16 protein-coding genes are annotated in these 14,500 nt (G+C 68.4%); 9 read left to right on the top strand and 7 right to left on the bottom strand.

Features of this window, described 5'->3' with window-relative positions; genetic code table 11:
• Window positions 1-3 precede the first annotated feature (3 nt).
• The 4 genes from AC1RM6_RS02755 to AC1RM6_RS02740 are packed head-to-tail and all read left to right on the top strand — an operon-like array spanning window position 4 to window position 2,411.
• Window positions 4-522, top strand: a complete 519-nt coding sequence (locus AC1RM6_RS02755; RefSeq protein ID WP_493098062.1) for an urease accessory protein UreE — start codon at window positions 4-6, stop codon at window positions 520-522.
• The gene (locus AC1RM6_RS02750) at window positions 458-1,207 is read left to right on the top strand and encodes an urease accessory protein UreF (protein ID WP_493098061.1); all 750 of its coding nucleotides are present in this window, start codon (window positions 458-460) and stop codon (window positions 1,205-1,207) included. Before AC1RM6_RS02755 ends, AC1RM6_RS02750 begins: the two co-directional genes overlap by 65 nt.
• Window positions 1,204-1,839: an urease accessory protein UreG gene (ureG, locus tag AC1RM6_RS02745; RefSeq protein WP_493098060.1), complete on the top strand. Its 636-nt coding sequence runs from the start codon at window positions 1,204-1,206 to the stop codon at window positions 1,837-1,839. Before AC1RM6_RS02750 ends, ureG begins: the two co-directional genes overlap by 4 nt.
• Window positions 1,836-2,411 (top strand): HupE/UreJ family protein, encoded by a 576-nt coding sequence (locus AC1RM6_RS02740; RefSeq protein WP_493098059.1) that lies wholly within the window; start codon window positions 1,836-1,838, stop codon window positions 2,409-2,411. The genes ureG and AC1RM6_RS02740 overlap by 4 nt, the downstream gene beginning before the upstream one ends.
• On the opposite strand, the gene AC1RM6_RS02735 is transcribed toward AC1RM6_RS02740, so the two are convergent.
• On the bottom strand, window positions 2,368-2,898 hold the full coding sequence (locus AC1RM6_RS02735) for a nuclear transport factor 2 family protein (protein WP_493098058.1): 531 nt from the start codon (window positions 2,896-2,898) through the stop codon (window positions 2,368-2,370). The two genes, AC1RM6_RS02740 and AC1RM6_RS02735, sit on opposite strands and share 44 nt — an antisense overlap.
• 222 nt (window positions 2,899-3,120) lie before the next feature.
• On the opposite strand from AC1RM6_RS02735, the gene AC1RM6_RS02730 reads away from it, so the two are divergent.
• Both AC1RM6_RS02730 and AC1RM6_RS02725 read left to right on the top strand, forming a co-directional pair.
• Complete coding sequence (locus AC1RM6_RS02730; RefSeq protein WP_493098057.1) at window positions 3,121-4,179, top strand: aldo/keto reductase; 1,059 nt, start codon at window positions 3,121-3,123, stop codon at window positions 4,177-4,179.
• Window positions 4,180-4,272: 93 nt separating this feature from the next.
• A complete protein-coding gene (locus AC1RM6_RS02725; RefSeq protein WP_493098056.1) occupies window positions 4,273-4,926 on the top strand; it encodes a YjbE family putative metal transport protein in 654 nt (217 codons plus the stop codon).
• Here AC1RM6_RS02725 and AC1RM6_RS02720 read toward each other — a convergent pair.
• From AC1RM6_RS02720 to AC1RM6_RS02705, 4 genes are read right to left on the bottom strand one after another with little or no spacing between them, the layout of a single operon-like run.
• The gene (locus tag AC1RM6_RS02720) at window positions 4,910-5,953 is read right to left on the bottom strand and encodes an AbrB family transcriptional regulator (RefSeq protein WP_493098055.1); all 1,044 of its coding nucleotides are present in this window, start codon (window positions 5,951-5,953) and stop codon (window positions 4,910-4,912) included. The two genes, AC1RM6_RS02725 and AC1RM6_RS02720, sit on opposite strands and share 17 nt — an antisense overlap.
• A gap of 53 nt (window positions 5,954-6,006) precedes the next feature.
• On the bottom strand, window positions 6,007-7,308 hold the full coding sequence (locus tag AC1RM6_RS02715; protein WP_493098054.1) for a CitMHS family transporter: 1,302 nt from the start codon (window positions 7,306-7,308) through the stop codon (window positions 6,007-6,009).
• Window positions 7,309-7,354: 46 nt separating this feature from the next.
• The gene (locus AC1RM6_RS02710; protein WP_493098053.1) at window positions 7,355-8,839 is read right to left on the bottom strand and encodes an OprO/OprP family phosphate-selective porin; all 1,485 of its coding nucleotides are present in this window, start codon (window positions 8,837-8,839) and stop codon (window positions 7,355-7,357) included.
• Window positions 8,836-9,921, bottom strand: coding sequence for an ABC transporter substrate-binding protein (locus AC1RM6_RS02705; RefSeq protein WP_493098052.1), 1,086 nt, complete (start codon window positions 9,919-9,921; stop codon window positions 8,836-8,838). Before AC1RM6_RS02705 ends, AC1RM6_RS02710 begins: the two co-directional genes overlap by 4 nt.
• 110 nt (window positions 9,922-10,031) lie before the next feature.
• Between AC1RM6_RS02705 and AC1RM6_RS02700 the strand changes: the two genes are divergently transcribed.
• Entirely contained in the window at window positions 10,032-10,685 is a 654-nt protein-coding gene (locus AC1RM6_RS02700; protein WP_493098051.1) for a response regulator transcription factor, read from the top strand.
• Window positions 10,675-12,096, top strand: coding sequence for a sensor histidine kinase (locus AC1RM6_RS02695; protein ID WP_493098050.1), 1,422 nt, complete (start codon window positions 10,675-10,677; stop codon window positions 12,094-12,096). The genes AC1RM6_RS02700 and AC1RM6_RS02695 overlap by 11 nt, the downstream gene beginning before the upstream one ends.
• Window positions 12,097-12,140: 44 nt before the next feature.
• Here the strand turns inward: AC1RM6_RS02695 and rsgA are convergent, their stop codons facing one another.
• Both rsgA and AC1RM6_RS02685 read right to left on the bottom strand, forming a co-directional pair.
• On the bottom strand, window positions 12,141-13,127 hold the full coding sequence (gene rsgA, locus AC1RM6_RS02690) for a ribosome small subunit-dependent GTPase A (protein ID WP_493098049.1): 987 nt from the start codon (window positions 13,125-13,127) through the stop codon (window positions 12,141-12,143).
• Between the two features lie 123 nt (window positions 13,128-13,250).
• Window positions 13,251-13,451, bottom strand: coding sequence for a hypothetical protein (locus AC1RM6_RS02685; protein ID WP_493098048.1), 201 nt, complete (start codon window positions 13,449-13,451; stop codon window positions 13,251-13,253).
• Window positions 13,452-13,571: 120 nt separating this feature from the next.
• On the opposite strand from AC1RM6_RS02685, the gene AC1RM6_RS02680 reads away from it, so the two are divergent.
• On the top strand, window positions 13,572-14,429 hold the full coding sequence (locus AC1RM6_RS02680) for a TauD/TfdA dioxygenase family protein (protein WP_493098047.1): 858 nt from the start codon (window positions 13,572-13,574) through the stop codon (window positions 14,427-14,429).
• The last annotated feature ends 71 nt before the right edge of the window (window positions 14,430-14,500 follow it).

The raw sequence follows: 14,500 nt of genomic DNA, 5'->3' as shown, positions 1-14,500 counted from the left end.
CCTATGCGCAGGATCGTCAGCATCATCACCAAGGGCGTCGAAGATGCCGCCGACACGCTGCTGATCGACCATGATCTGCGCAACCGGCGGCGAATGGTGTTCACCACCACGCGGAGCGAGGAGATCCTGCTCGACATGCCGCGCAGCGTCCATCTGCGCGACGGCGACGGGCTCGCGCTCGACGATGGCCGGGTGGTCCGGGTCGAGGCCGCGCCCGAGGCGCTGATCGAGATCCATGCCCACGACCTGCCGGCGCTGGTGCGGATCGCCTGGCATCTCGGCAACCGCCATCTGCCGACCCAGCTGCTCGGCGACCGGCTGCGCATCCGTGAGGATCATGTCATCGCCGACATGGTCGCGGGGCTCGGCGGCCACACCCACAGGATCATGGCCCCGTTCGATCCCGAGGGCGGCGCTTATGCCGAGGATGGCGGGGTGCCGCAGCTCGGCCATAAGCATGGCCACCATCACCATCATCACGATGACGACGAGCATGACCACGCGCATCACCACCATGGCTGAGGGCGCGCTCTACGACCTGATGTCGTGGCTCTCGCCTTCCTATCCGATCGGCGCCTTCGCCCATTCGAGCGGGCTCGAATGGGCGGTCGAAGCCGGCCATGCGACCGATCGCGCCTCGACCGAAGCGTGGATCGCCGACATCGTCGCGCATGGCGCGATCCGCAGCGATCTGGTGCTGTTCGTCCATGCCCATCGCGCGGCCACGACCCGCGACCAGGACCGGCTGGCCGATCTCGCCATGCTCGCCGCCGCGACGCTCACCAGCCATGAGCGGCGGGTCGAGGCGACCGCGCAGGGCGCCGCCTTCCGCCGGATCGCCGCCGCGACGGTGCCGGTCGCGGCGCTGGCGATGCTCGACGCAGTCGACGATGCCGATCTGAGCTATGTAATCGTCGTCGCCGCGGTCGCCGCCGGCCATGGCATCGCGATCAAGCCCGCGCTCACCGCCTATCTGCACGGGGTCGTCGCCAATCTCGTGTCGGCGGCGCAGCGGCTGATCCCGCTCGGCCAGACCGACGGGCAGATCGTGATGCGCCATCTGCGCGGCCCCATCCTCGCCGCGGTCGAGGCCGCGCTCGCCTTGCCCGACGGCGACCCGTTCGATCTGCTGGGGACCGCCAGTCTCTATGCCGACCTCGCCTGCATGGCGCACGAAACCCAATATACGAGGCTGTTCCGGACATGAGCACATCCATATCCCCCCTGCGCGTCGGCATCGGCGGCCCGGTCGGTTCGGGCAAGACCGCGCTGATGGATGCGCTGTGCAAATATTTCCGCGACGATTACGACATCGCCGCTATCACCAACGACATCTACACCCGCGAGGACGCCGAATTCCTGACCCGGGCGGGATCGCTGACGCCCGACCGGATCATCGGGGTCGAGACCGGCGGCTGCCCGCACACCGCGATCCGCGAAGATGCGTCGATCAACCTCGCTGCCGTCCACCAGCTCCACAAGAGCTTCCCGGGGCTCGACCTGATCCTGATCGAAAGCGGCGGCGACAATCTGGCGGCGACCTTCAGTCCCGAGCTCGCCGACCTGACGATCTATGTCATCGACGTGTCGGCCGGCGACAAGATCCCGCGCAAGGGCGGCCCGGGCATCACCCGGTCGGACATGCTGGTGATCAACAAGATCGACCTGGCGCCGTTCGTCGGCGCGAGCCTGGAGGTGATGGACCGCGACGCCAAGAAGATGCGCGGAGTCCGGCCGTTCGTGTTCGCCAATGTCCGCGCCGGCCAGGGCGTCACCGACATCGCCGAGTTCATCATCGCCAAGGGCGGGCTGCCGCCGCGCAAGGAGAAGCACGCATGACCCGCATCCGCCTGCCCCTTGTCGCCCTCCTGCCCGCCTTCGCGGCGCTGACGCTGGCCGCCTCGCCCGCGCTCGCCCATCCCGGCCATGGCGCCGATCTTGGCTTCGTCGCCGGGCTGCTCCACCCGTTGACCGGGCTCGATCATCTCGCGACGATGCTGATGGTCGGGTTGTGGGCGGGGATCGCCTTTCCGCGCCGCTGGTGGGTGTGCCCGGCCGCATTCGTCGGTTTCATGGCGCTGGGCTTCGTCCATGGCGCGAGCGGCGGCACGATGGCGATCGCCGAGACGCTGATCCTCGCTTCGCCGATCGCGCTGGGGCTGGCGCTGCTGCTGCGGATCGAGGCGCCGATCGCCGCCGCGACCGCGATCGTCGCGACCTTCGCGGTCGCGCACGGTTTCGCCCATGGCAGCGAGATGGCGCCGGGCACCGACCCGCGGCATTTCGCTACGGGCTTCATCGTCACCACGGTCGCGCTGCTCGCGATCGGGCTCGGCCTGTCACGCCTGGTCGGCCGCGTCCGGAAGATCAGTCGCGCGGGCGGCGCGGTACCGGCGGGCGGTGATAGCTGACGTCGTTACGGTCGCGGGTCGCGGGACAGGTTTCGTCGGGCGCATAGGCCGGCGGCATTTGCGCCGCGATCGCGGCGTCGGGCAGATCGAACGTGCCCTCGACGATCGTCACCCGGTTGGCGATCCGCCACTCGCCGTTCCGGCGCTGGAAATGGTCGACATAGCGGCCGGTCGACATGAAGTGCGGCGGCGTCGCGGCGACCCCGGTGAACTGATAATAGGTCTCGGCATAGGCGTCGTCGCCCTGCAGGTCGCAGACATGGTTCATCACCGCATGCTGGGTCGACTGGTACATCAAGGTGACCTGATCGGCCCAGGCGATGAACGGATCGGGCGCGCCGACGAAGCGGCCATGATCCTCGATCGCGTCGTCGAAATAGCAGGAGCGCGCGAGTTCGTTGTCCATCCGGTCGAGCCCGCGGCAATAGCGCAGCAGCACCTGCCAGATCTCGTGCCGGTCGATCAATTCGCGCAATTTCGCGTCCATAACGCGGTCTCTCCCCATTCTGTGATCTGATCGACGTCATGCCATGGACGCGCGCGTTCGGGCAAATGCATCGGTGGCCCCGGCGGATTTGGTCCGCCCGCCGACAGCATGGCGCGCGGGTGAAAGCGTCGGACGCCGCCGGGTCGCCCCGGCCGATTTGCCAGCCCGCGATTTTGCCGCAAAGCTCCGCCGCAACGACAAGCCGCAACCAGGAGACGAACCATGCCCGGCCAGCTCGACCATTATCGCCTGCTCGGCCGATCGGGGCTCAGGGTGTCGCCGCTGGCGCTCGGCACGATGACCTTCGGGCTCGGCATGGGATGGGGCAGCGACGACGACGAGGCGGCGCGCATGCTCGACCTTTATATCGATCGCGGCGGCAATTTCCTCGATACCGCCAATTTCTATGGCAAGGGCGGATCGGAGAGCCTGATAGGCAAGCTGCTCGAAGGGCGACGCGAGCCGATGGTGATCGCGACCAAATATTCGCTGGCGATGCGCCCGGGCGACGCGAACGCCGCCGGCAATCATCGCAGGAACATGGTGCGCGCGGTCGAGGACAGCCTCAAGCGGCTGCGCACCGACTATATCGACCTGCTCTACCTGCATGTCTGGGACTTCCACACCCCGGTCGAGGAGATATTGCGCGGGTTCGACGATCTCGTGCGCGCCGGCAAGATCGTCTATGCCGGGATATCGGACACCCCAGCGTGGCAGGTGTCGCGGATGCAGGCGATCGCCGAGTTGCGCGGCTGGGCGCCGCTGATCGCGCTGCAGATCCCGTACAGCCTCGCCGAACGCACGGTCGAGCGCGACCTGATCCCGATGGCGGCGACGATGGGACTGGGCGTGCTGCCCTGGTCGCCGCTCGCCGGCGGCGCGCTGTCGGGCAAATATAGCCGCGCCGATCTGACCGCGCCGATCGCGGGCAACCCCAACGACACGCGCAAGGGGGTCAACATAGCGTCGGGCCGGCTGAGCGAACGGACGATCGACATCGCCGAGGTGGTCAAGACCGTCGCGGGCGAGATCGACTGCACGCCGTCGCAGGTCGCGCTGGCGTGGACGCTCTTGAATCCGGCGGTGACGGCGCCACTGATCGGCGCACGGACCGCCGCGCAGCTCGAGGACAATCTCGGCGCGCTCGCAATAGGCTTCGACGATGGCCAGGTCGCACGGCTGGCGACTGCGAGCGCGATCGAGCCGGGCTTTCCGCATGGATTCCTGCAGGGCCCGGCCTATGGCCATATGCTGGGGAATGTGACGATAGAGCGCCGCTAAGCTCGTCCATCCTGCGGTGTGCCCCACGCCATGAAAGGTTCATGACAGGCTGTCCTTCTAGGCGGGCGGGGTTTCGCGCCGCTCGGAGGACCCATGAACGACATCTGGCAGCATATCGTCGCCGACTTTTCCGATCTCGGATCACCCGCCGCGCTGGCCGCCTTCGGCCAGGTCGTGCTGATCGACGTGATGCTGGCCGCCGACAACGCGATCGTCGTCGGTGCGCTCGCCGCCGGACTGCCGGCCGCGTCGCGGCGCAAGGTCATCGCGATCGGGGTCGTCGCCGCGCTGATCTTGCGGATCGCCTTCGCGCTGGTGGTGACCCAGTTGATGCAGCTGGTGGGCCTGGTCTTCGCCGGCGGGCTGCTGCTGGTCTGGGTCGCCTGGAAGATGTGGCGCGAACTGCGCGCCGGCGGCGGCGCCGAGGATGGCGAAGCCGTCGCCGGCAAGGCCGCGCCCAAGGGCTTCGCCCAGGCGGCCTGGGCGGTCGCGATCGCCGATGTCAGCATGAGCCTCGACAATGTGCTGGCGGTCGCCGGCGCGGCGCGCGCGCATCCCGGCATCCTGGTGATCGGCCTGGTGCTGTCGGTCGCACTGATGGGCCTCGCCGCCAACCTGCTCGCCCGCGTCATCGAGCGCTATCGCGCGATCGCCTATGTCGGCCTCGCGGTGATCCTCTACGTCGCCGGCAAGATGATCTACGAAGGTTTCGTCGACCCGCTCACCGGGCTCACGACGCTGATCTGAATTTCATCAGGCGGAAGCCGAACGGCGCGCCGATCAGCACCAGCACCACCCGGGTGAGGTGGTGGACGATGACGAAACCGGGTTCGAGCGCCAGGCTGAGCGCGACCATGCTCATCTCGGCGAGGCCGCCCGGCGAATAGGCGAGCGTCAGCAGCACCGGATCGAGGCCGGTCGCGGCACCGATCGTCGCCGCCCAAGCGAAAGTCATCGCCAGCAGGATCGCGGTCGAACCGGCCGCGAGCGCCAGCATCCGCAGCAGCGTCGCGAGCGTCAGCCCGACGAAGCGGCAACCGATCGTGGCGCCGAGGCCGACCTGCGCGGCCGACAGGACCCAGGCCGGGATGCGGAAATCGGCGAGGCCGGTGACATGGACGATCGCGCTCACCGCGAGCGGCCCCGTCAGATGCCAGGCGGGCAGCCGCAGCGCCCGGCCGAGGACGAGGCCGGTCAGCGCGCATCCGACCGCCCAGGCCAGCAGGGTCCATTGGGTCGCGGTGCCCGACACCGCCGATACCGTCGTCAGCGCCGCCGGCGGCAGGATCGCCGGCGAAAGGTCGAGCCGGATCAGGAAGGGCAGGATGAAGACGACCAGGAAGATCCGCGCGGCGTGGATCAGGCCGATCGCGCGCTCGTCGGCGCCGCGCTCGGCGCCCATCACCACCATCTCGGCGATGCCGCCCGGCATGCCCGCGAAATAGGCGGTGACGGGATCGAATTTCGCGACGCGGCGGAAATAGGTCACACAGAGCAACCCGGCTGCGGCGAGGAAGAACGGCAGCAGCGCGAGCGGGACGATCCACGCCTGCACCTCGCCGAGCAGCCCGGGCGCGAAGCTGCTGCCCAGCACCACCCCGATCACCGCCGACATCAGCCGCCGCGCGGCCGCCGAGGCCTGCAGCGGCGCGCCGGCGATGCTGGCGAGCGCGGTCGCCGCCATCGAGCCGAGCACCCAGGGCAACGGCGCATGGCTCCACCAGAACAGCGCGCCCCCGATCGCGCCGACGATCAGCGCGAGCAGGAAGCGCAAGGCCGGTCCCGACCGGGACCCCAGCGCCGCGGCCTCGATCCTCGCCCTCACCCTCAGGCGACGAAGGGAAAGGCTAGCGCGATCATCCCGACGATCGTCATGACCAGGCAGACCAAAGCCGCGGGGAGCAGGGTGAAGCGCTGATGATCGGCGAGGTCGATGCCGGCCAGGCTGACCAGCAGATAGGTCGACGGCACCAGCGGGCTGAGCAGATGGACCGGCTGCCCCATCAGCGATGCCCGCGCGATCGCGATCGGCTCGACCCCATAATGGGCGCCGGCCTCGGCCAGGATCGGCAGCATCCCGAAATAAAAGGCATCGTTCGAGATGAAGAAGGTGAAGGGCAGGCTGAGCAGCGCGGTGATCGGCGCCATATAAGGCCCGAGCGCCGGCGGGATGAAGCCGACCACTTCCTTGCTCATCGCCTCGACCATGCCGGTGCCCGAGAGGATGCCGGTGAAGATGCCCGCGGCGAAGATCAGCGAGACCACCGACAGGACGTTGCCGGCATGGGCCGCGATCCGTTCCTTCTGCGCGGCGACGCCGGGATAGTTGACGATCATCGCGATCGCGAAGGCGATCATCATCAGCACCGACAGCGGCAGCACGCCCCAGACCAGCAGGGTCAGCAGGGCGATGACCAGCGCGCCGTTGAACCAGATCAGGCGGGGCCGGCGCGCCTCGGGATATTGCGACACCGCCATGCCGGTGAAGTCGGTCGGCTGGTTGGCGCGGACATGGCCGAGCCGGCGGCGTTCCTTGCGGCCGAACCAGACCGCGAGCCCGAGCAGGAAGACCAGGCCGGCGATCATGCCGGGTATCAGCGGCAGGAACAGCGTCGCCGGATCGAGCTTCAGCGCGCTGGCCGCGCGCGCGGTCGGCCCGCCCCAGGGAGTGAGGTTCATGATGCCGCTGGTCGCCATCAGCAGGCAGACCAGGTACAGACGGTTCATCTCGAACCTTTTGTACAGCGGCAGCAACGCGGCGATGGTGATGATATAGGTCGTCGATCCGTCGCCATCGAGGCTGACCAGCGCGCACAGCACCACCGTGCCGAGCAGGATCCGCAGCGGATCGCCATGGACCATGCGGATCAGTCGCCCCGCCAGCGGATCGAACAGGCCGGTGTCGGTCATCGTCGAGAAGAACAGGATCGCGAACAGCAGCATCACCCCGGTCGGGGCGAGATTCTTGATCCCGTCGATCATCATGTCGCCGAGGCCGGCGGCCTGGCCGGCGATCACGCCGAACAGCGAGGGAATGACGATCAGCGCGACCAGCGGGGTCATCCGCTTCGTCATGATCAGCGTCATGAAAGTGGCGACCATCAGGAAGCCGAGCAGGGCAAGATTCATCGCTGCGTCCTTGAAACGACGGATGGGGACAAGATCGAAATATGCGTCAGAAGGTGACGCCGACCCGGGCGCTGACGGTGGTGCCGCCGTCGCCGCCGGTGAAGGCGCCGGTGCGGTTGTCGGTATGCCACTGGATGGTGTTGAGCTGGATGCGGGTGAAGCTGTTGAGATACCAGTTCACGCCAAGCGTCGCCGCCCAGCCGTCCCCGCCCAGCAGCAGGTCGGTATAGTCGAGATTCTCGTAGCGCGCGGTCAGTTCGATCGCGCCAGAGCCGCCGTCGAGCAGCGGGTCGAGCACCTTGGGCTGGCCGAAGCTGCCGAGGCGCGGATTATAGGGCGGCAGTTCGCCGGTGAGGAAGAGGCCCCCCGACATGCTCCACGCCTTGCTCTTGAAATCGCCGCGGCCGCCGTCGAGCCGGGCGATGCGCTGCCCGCCCTCGCCCATCAGCCAGAGCGAACCGACATAGCCGCCAAGTTCGACGCCATAGCCGGTGGTCGACTTGCCGCCGAGCAGCGGCCCGCTCGACACCCGCACCGCGCCGTTGAAGCGGCCGCCGATCACCGTGTTGCGGGTGAGCGTGGTCGCCGCCGAGGACAAGGCCTCGTCGAAGCCCCACAGCCCGACATGCAACATCGACCGGTCGGTCCTGATCGGGTTCCAGTGGGCGCGCGCCATCGCGGTGCGGCTGTCGTTGGTCGCCTGTTCACCGTCGACGCGGTCGCCGGTGACGCTGACCGAGGCATGCCAGTTCGGTCCGAAGGCGCGGCCCATGATGCCGATGCCGTAGAAACCGCGCTGGGGGATGATCGCGGTCGCGACCGCGGTGCGTTCGAGGAACGGCGTTGAATCCGATCCGGTGCTGCCTTCGAAGCCGCGATCGTTGAACAGATGGCCGACGCGCACGTCATAATCGAGCTTGCCGCCTAGGCGGTTGCGCCACCCCATGAAGGCGGTGACGATATCGACCTGGTTCTCCGAGAAATCGGTTTCGAACTGGTAGAAGAAATGCGGCCCCACCCCGCCTTCGAGACCCAGCCGCAGCGCGCGCATGCCGGTGGTGGTGGTATTGCGGCCGGCATAGCGCGATCCGAGCGTCGAACTGACGTCGACGAGGATGCGGCCGCGCGGCTTGTAGGTGAAGACGCCGTCGGCCGAGCGGAAGACGGGCAGCCCGGCGCCCCATTCGGTGGTCACGCCCGCCGGATTGGCGGCAACCGCGCGCGCCTGGGCGACGTCGATATCGGCGGGCCCCGGCGGCACGATCTGCGGCGCGAATGGGGCGACGACGAGCGGTGGCGGTACGGGTTGCTGCCGCTCGGCAATTTGCGGCGCCGATGAGGCCTGCGCGACGCCCTGCCCCTCCAGCCGCTCGATCCGGGCCTTCAGCGCGGCGATCTCGGCGGCCTGCGCGCGGACCAGACCGGCGAGTTCGGCATTGTCCGGGGTTTCGGCCAGCGCGGGCGTCGCCGCGATCAGCGCAAGGGTCGCCAGACCAGCATGAAGACTGGGGCGACGGCATCGAAAGATCATGGCTGCTGGGCTCCAAGGGTGAGCGCCGCGCTCCACTCGCGCAGGAAACGCTGGCGCTTGAGGCGGTCGAGATTGACGAGAAGCTGTGGCCCGACCCGGATCGGGCGGGCCTGCTCGGGCGGAAGCCGGCGGGCGCCGACATCGCCGCGCACCGGCCAGAGACTATGCTGCGCGAGCAGCGACTGGCCTTCGCGAGACAGCAGGAAGTCGAGGAACAGTCTGGCCGCGGCCGGGTGCCGCGCCTCGCGGGCGATGAAGGCGATCCGCGAGGTGACGATCGTATAGTCGCTGGGGAAGACCACCCCGATCCGCGGATCGCGCCGCGCCCGTTCGAGCGCATAGGAACCGATGACATTATAGGCGATCGCCTGGCGTCCCTCGGCGACGCCGCGCAGCATCGGTTCGGTGGTGATCGCGAGCACCGGCCGTGTCGCCGCGATCGCCTCGACCAGCGACCGGCTGTCGCGGGTGGTCGCGTAATCCTCCGACAGATAGAGATAGCCGACATTCGACCGCGCCGGATCGAAGGTCGTCACCCGGCCGGTCAGCGCCTTGCGGTCGGTGCGGAGCAGCGCCTCGAGCGCGGCATGGCTGCGCGGCACCCGGGCGGCGGGGATCGCCTTGCGGTTATAGGCGAAGCCGATCGGCTCGGCGGTGACCCCGAACCCCATATTCTTCCACACCGCCGATGCCGGCAGCGCGGGCTTTTCCGGGCTGGCATAGGCCTGGGCATAGCCGTCGTTGATCAGCTTGACCTGAAGGTCCATCGCCGACGACCAGACCAGGTCGGCCGACGGCGCCCGGCCGCGCGTTTCGGCGATGAAGCGGCGATACATCTCGGTCGATCCGAGATCGGAATAGACGACGCCGATGCCGGGATAGCGGCGGTGGAACGCCGCCACCAGCGGCGCCATCTCGGCGGCGTCGGCATTGGCGTAGATCCGCACCTGCCGCTCGCTGCGGGCATCGGCGATCAGCTGGTCATAGGATCGCGGATAGCCCGCCGGCCGCTCCGCGCCCAGCGCCGGCAAGGGTGCGCACAGCAGCGCCAGCCATCCCGTCCAATATCGAAAACACCGCATCGATCCCGCTCCTCGCTTTCCGTCTCTGTGTTCGGATAAGATGCAAGGGTGCGATACGAAGCAAAGCTGTCATCAACCTTTCACGACCGGGTGCCGCCATTCGTATCCTGATGATCGAGGACGACGCGGCGCTGGCCCGCAGCATTTCCGCGCTGCTGCGGGCGGGCGGCCATGCCGTCGACCATGTCGCGACCGGTGAAGACGCCCTCGCGGTGGTCGCGAGCGAACCTTATGCGCTGGTGATCCTCGACGTCGGACTGCCCGATATCGACGGCTTCGCGGTGCTCCAGCAGATGCGCCGCCGGGGCGATCGGGTGCCGGTGCTGATGCTGACCGCGCGCGATGCGCTCGACGACCGGGTGCGCGGACTCGACCTGGGCGCCGACGATTATCTGCGCAAGCCGTTCGAGCCGGTCGAGCTCGAGGCGCGAGTGCGCGCGCTGGGCCGGCGGCGCGGCGGCGATCCGACCCCGGTGATCGTCGTCGGGACGCTGTCGATCAACCGGTCGAGCGGCACCGCCGGGGTCGCCGGGCGCCTGCTCGATCTCAGGCGCCGCGAACTGACGGTGCTCGAGGTGCTCGCCACCCGCGCCGGCCAGATCGTGCCGCGCGAATTGCTGATCGGCGAGGTGTTCGGCTTCGACGAACCGGTCGGCGGCAATGCGATCGAGGTCCATATCACCCGGCTGCGCGGCAAGCTGATGCCCGACGGGCCCAATATCCGCACGATCCGCGGCGTGGGCTATATGCTCGATGCCGGCTGAACCGCGCGCGATCGCGCTGCGCACGAGGTTGCTCGCGGCGATGCTCGGGCCGCTGCTCGGCGCGGCGGCGATCATCGGCGTCGGCGGGGCGACCCTGATCGCCGACGTCGTCCGCCGGACCAACGACCGCGTGCTCGGAGGTGCGCTGGGCGCGATCGCCGAAACCGTGCAGGTCGAGCGCGGCGAGGTGACGCTGGACCTGCCGCCGGCCGCGTTCGGGATGCTGGAGAACAGCGAACGCGACAATGTCTATTATCGCATCGCGGTAGGGGGCGAATTGCTGACCGGCTATGCCGATCTGCCGCCCCCCGATCCCGCGACCCTGACCACCGACGTGCCGCGGTTCCGCTTCGCCCGCTATCGGGATCAGGACATCCGCATCGGCGAGGTCAAGCGGCTGCTGCCCCGGGTCGCGCAGCCCGTCATCGTGCAGGTCGCCGAGACGCTCGACAATCGCTCGGCGCTGACGATGCGGCTGATGGGCGGCCTCCTGCTCGGCGAGCTCGTGCTGGTCGGGATCGCGATCCTGCTGTTGCGCCCGGCGCTGGGGTGGAGCCTGCGTCCGCTGGCGCGGTTGCGCCGCGCGGTCGAAGCCCGCGATGCCCGCAGCCGCCCCGATTTCTCCCCGCTCGACACCACCCCGCTGCCGACCGAATTGCAACCGCTCGCCACCGCGTTCAACCATCTGCTGGCGCAGCTCGACACCGCGACCGGCGGCATGCGCCGCTTCACCGCCGACGCCTCGCACCAGATGCGCACACCGCTGTCGGTCCTGAAAGTGCAGGTCGCGCTCGCACGGCGGGGCTCGGCATCGGCGCTCGACGAGATATTCGAGGCGGTCCTCCGCCTCGAACGGCTGGTGACGCAGTTGCTCGCGCTCGCCCGCGCCGAGGAGGCCGGCGTGTCGGCCCCGCTCGAAGAGGTCGACCTGCGGGAGGTCGCCGCCGCGGTGATCGGCCGCCTCATCAACCAGGCGATCGAGGCCGGCGTCGAGCTCGATCTCGAGGCCGACGCGCATGACAGCCATATCGTCGCAGGGCACCGGACCCTGGTGTTCGAGATCATCGCCAATCTCGTCGACAACGGCATTCGCTACAACCGGGTCGGCGGCCGGGTGTCGATCGCGCTGCGCCATGCCCCCGGCCGGACGATATTGCGCGTAAGCGACGATGGTCCCGGCATCTCGCCGGCCTATCGCGACAAGATCTTCGACCGTTTCTTCAGACTGGCGGGCACCGACGGTCCCGAGGGCAGCGGCCTGGGCCTGGCGATCGTGCGATCGGCGGCCTCGCGCATGGGCGCCAGCGTCGAGATCGGCGATGCCGCCGCCGGAACCACGATCGACGTCGGTTTCGTGCCACACCCGCCCGCGCCGCAAGCGGGTGCAATCATCACGCGCCCTCCGGCTTGATCAGGACAAGCCGCGCCACTCGTCGTGCAGGATCGCGGCCGCCGTCATCGTCGCTCGCGAGCCCGCCACTTCGCGAGGTTGGCGCTGTTCGCGGTCTCCTCAGTTCCCAATTTGCGCCAGCGGTCGAAACGCTCCGGAGTCAGCACGCCTGTGGCGATCCCCGCCCGAACGGCGCAACCGGGTTCGGTGCCATGCGCGCAATTGGAGAAGCGGCAATCCTCGGCCGCCAGGACGAAGTCGTCGAAAACCTCGGCTATCCCGGTCGCGGCATCGGCCAGCTGCAATTCGCGCATGCCCGGCGTATCGAGCAGCCAACCGCCGCCCGCGAGACGGTGCATCTCGCGCACGGTCGTGGTGTGGCGGCCGGTATCGTCGCCCTTGCGGACCGCCTGGGTGGCGATGCTGTCGGAACCGCGCAGCGTGTTGACGAGGGTCGATTTGCCGACCCCCGACGATCCGAGCAGGGCAACCGTCTGTCCCTTGCCGCACCAGGACGCCAAGCCGGCGACACTCGCGGGATCGCGACCGTCGACCAGCTCGACTCGAAGCCCCGGTTCGAGCCCGCGCGCCGCCGCCGCGAAGGACTCGGGCGTATCGGTCAGGTCGATCTTGGTCAGAACGACGATCGGCCTCACCCCGACCTCGCGCGCCAGCACCAGATAGCGCTCGAGCCGGGCGACGCTGAAGTCCTGGTTGCACGAGGCGACGATGAACAAGGTGTCGACATTGGCGGCGATCAGCTGCGCCTTGCGGCCATGGCCCGGGGCGCGTCGCTTGAACAGATTTTCCCGGCCCAGGACGCGGACGGGCTGCATCGTCGCCTCGTCGATCAGCAACCAGTCGCCGACCGTGGGATGATCGTCGGCGGCATCGGCGCCGGGAATATGCGGCGGGATCATCGCGTCCGATCCGGCGCCCGCGATCGCGATCTTGCCACGATGGACCGCCATCACCCGGACCGGATGACAATAGGCCGCTTCATCGTCCGAGAGCTGATCGCTGAAATAGGGTCGCCAGCCCAGATCGTCCAAAGTCTGTATGATCGATACCATATGTTCGGCGGATATTTTCGATATCCGCATCCTGATGCCAGAGTGCCGTAGTGACCGCATGCCTGCGATGCCATGCAAATGGGCCGCTACCGAATCAGATGCTCAGCCCTCGATATAGTCGAGATAGGACACGACGTCGTTGCTGGTCTGCAGGAACAGCCCCGCCTGTACGTCCTCGGGCTGTGCGTCCGCCATCGCGAGCGCCTCGGCAAGGGTTCCATATAACAGCGTCGAGGCCGCGCCCCCCTCGCCATCGTCGAGATGGTAGAGTCTGACCGAACTGTCCTGGGAAATCGTGCGCATGATGCGACCATGGTGCACCGACGAGGGCGCATCAACTCCGTTCGGAATAAGACCAGCCGAATTGACAGGCCATGGCCGAAGCGACACCCTCCTCCACTATCGGCAAAGGGATAAGCCGCCATGACGATCGAGGGGATGGTGCCAGCGAACGGGGACATCGGTCTGTCGTGGCGACCGCTCGCGCCGTTCGGGGTCGAGATCGACCATGATCTGTCGGCACCGCTCTCGACCGCGCAGGAGCGGCAGTTCGTCGATCTTCTGTGGACGCACGGGCTGATCCTCGCGCGCGGCCAGACGCTGTCGATGGCGCGGCAACAGCAATTGTGCGCGCTGGCCGGACCGATCCTGATCCGCCCGGGCGAGGACGGCTATCTGTCGACCGAGGGCGGCAGCGAGATCGCGCTGACCGAACTGAGCTGGCACGCCGACGCCGCCTATACCGACGCCCCGTTCGACGCGCTGGCGCTGCATGCGATCGACGTGGTCGACGATGCCTCCTCGACCTTCTTCACCAGCGCCGAGCAGGGCTGGGCGACGTTGCCGGCGACGCTGCGCGACCGGATGGAGGGGCGGCGGGTCGAAATGATATCGCCGTCGTTCGAGACGCTGGCGGGACGCTGCTGCGACCGGCCCGATCCGGTCGCGCACAAGCGCAGCGAACAGCCGGCGATCCAGATCAACCCGCACAATGCGCGGCCCTGCCTGTGGACCAGCGAGCTCCAGACCGCACGCATCACCGGCATGGACTGGGTGGCGAGCCGCGACCTGCTGCACGCGCTCTTCGATCATCTCTACCGCGACGCGTATGTGCTCGAGCATCGCTGGCGCCGGGGAGACCTGGTGATCTGGGACAATATCGCGCTCCAGCACCGGCGCGGGTCGCTCAAGGGGTGCGGCCGGCGGATCCTGCAACGGGTGATCGTCGGCACCGCGGGAGTGGCGCCGCATCTGGCGCAGGCGGCGGCCCTCGCCTCATAGCGCCGAGAAGATCGCGTCGACGATGGCTTGGCGGCGGACGCCTTGAGCCCCGCCCGCACTTCGATTACCCC

It is taken from the genome of Rhizorhabdus sp. GW822-FHT03C02 (genome assembly GCF_058801765.1).
This window is presented reverse-complemented; position numbering and strand designations above follow the sequence as displayed.

Excerpts from the sequence above, each read along its gene's own strand:
- AC1RM6_RS02700 (WP_493098051.1), top strand. The coding sequence starts at position 10,032 with ATGATCGAGGACGACGCGGCGCTGGCCCGCAGCATTTCCGCGCTGCTG.
- AC1RM6_RS02680 (WP_493098047.1), top strand. The coding sequence starts at position 13,572 with ATGACGATCGAGGGGATGGTGCCAGCGAACGGGGACATCGGTCTGTCG.
- AC1RM6_RS02710 (WP_493098053.1), bottom strand. The coding sequence starts at position 8,839 with ATGATCTTTCGATGCCGTCGCCCCAGTCTTCATGCTGGTCTGGCGACC.
- AC1RM6_RS02685 (WP_493098048.1), bottom strand. The coding sequence starts at position 13,451 with ATGCGCACGATTTCCCAGGACAGTTCGGTCAGACTCTACCATCTCGAC.
- AC1RM6_RS02755 (WP_493098062.1), top strand. The coding sequence starts at position 4 with ATGCGCAGGATCGTCAGCATCATCACCAAGGGCGTCGAAGATGCCGCC.
- AC1RM6_RS02725 (WP_493098056.1), top strand. The coding sequence starts at position 4,273 with ATGAACGACATCTGGCAGCATATCGTCGCCGACTTTTCCGATCTCGGA.
- AC1RM6_RS02730 (WP_493098057.1), top strand. The coding sequence starts at position 3,121 with ATGCCCGGCCAGCTCGACCATTATCGCCTGCTCGGCCGATCGGGGCTC.
- AC1RM6_RS02715 (WP_493098054.1), bottom strand. The coding sequence starts at position 7,308 with ATGAATCTTGCCCTGCTCGGCTTCCTGATGGTCGCCACTTTCATGACG.
- AC1RM6_RS02750 (WP_493098061.1), top strand. The coding sequence starts at position 458 with ATGGCCACCATCACCATCATCACGATGACGACGAGCATGACCACGCGC.
- AC1RM6_RS02695 (WP_493098050.1), top strand. The coding sequence starts at position 10,675 with ATGCCGGCTGAACCGCGCGCGATCGCGCTGCGCACGAGGTTGCTCGCG.
- AC1RM6_RS02735 (WP_493098058.1), bottom strand. The coding sequence starts at position 2,898 with ATGGACGCGAAATTGCGCGAATTGATCGACCGGCACGAGATCTGGCAG.
- ureG (WP_493098060.1), top strand. The coding sequence starts at position 1,204 with ATGAGCACATCCATATCCCCCCTGCGCGTCGGCATCGGCGGCCCGGTC.
- AC1RM6_RS02740 (WP_493098059.1), top strand. The coding sequence starts at position 1,836 with ATGACCCGCATCCGCCTGCCCCTTGTCGCCCTCCTGCCCGCCTTCGCG.
- AC1RM6_RS02705 (WP_493098052.1), bottom strand. The coding sequence starts at position 9,921 with ATGCGGTGTTTTCGATATTGGACGGGATGGCTGGCGCTGCTGTGCGCA.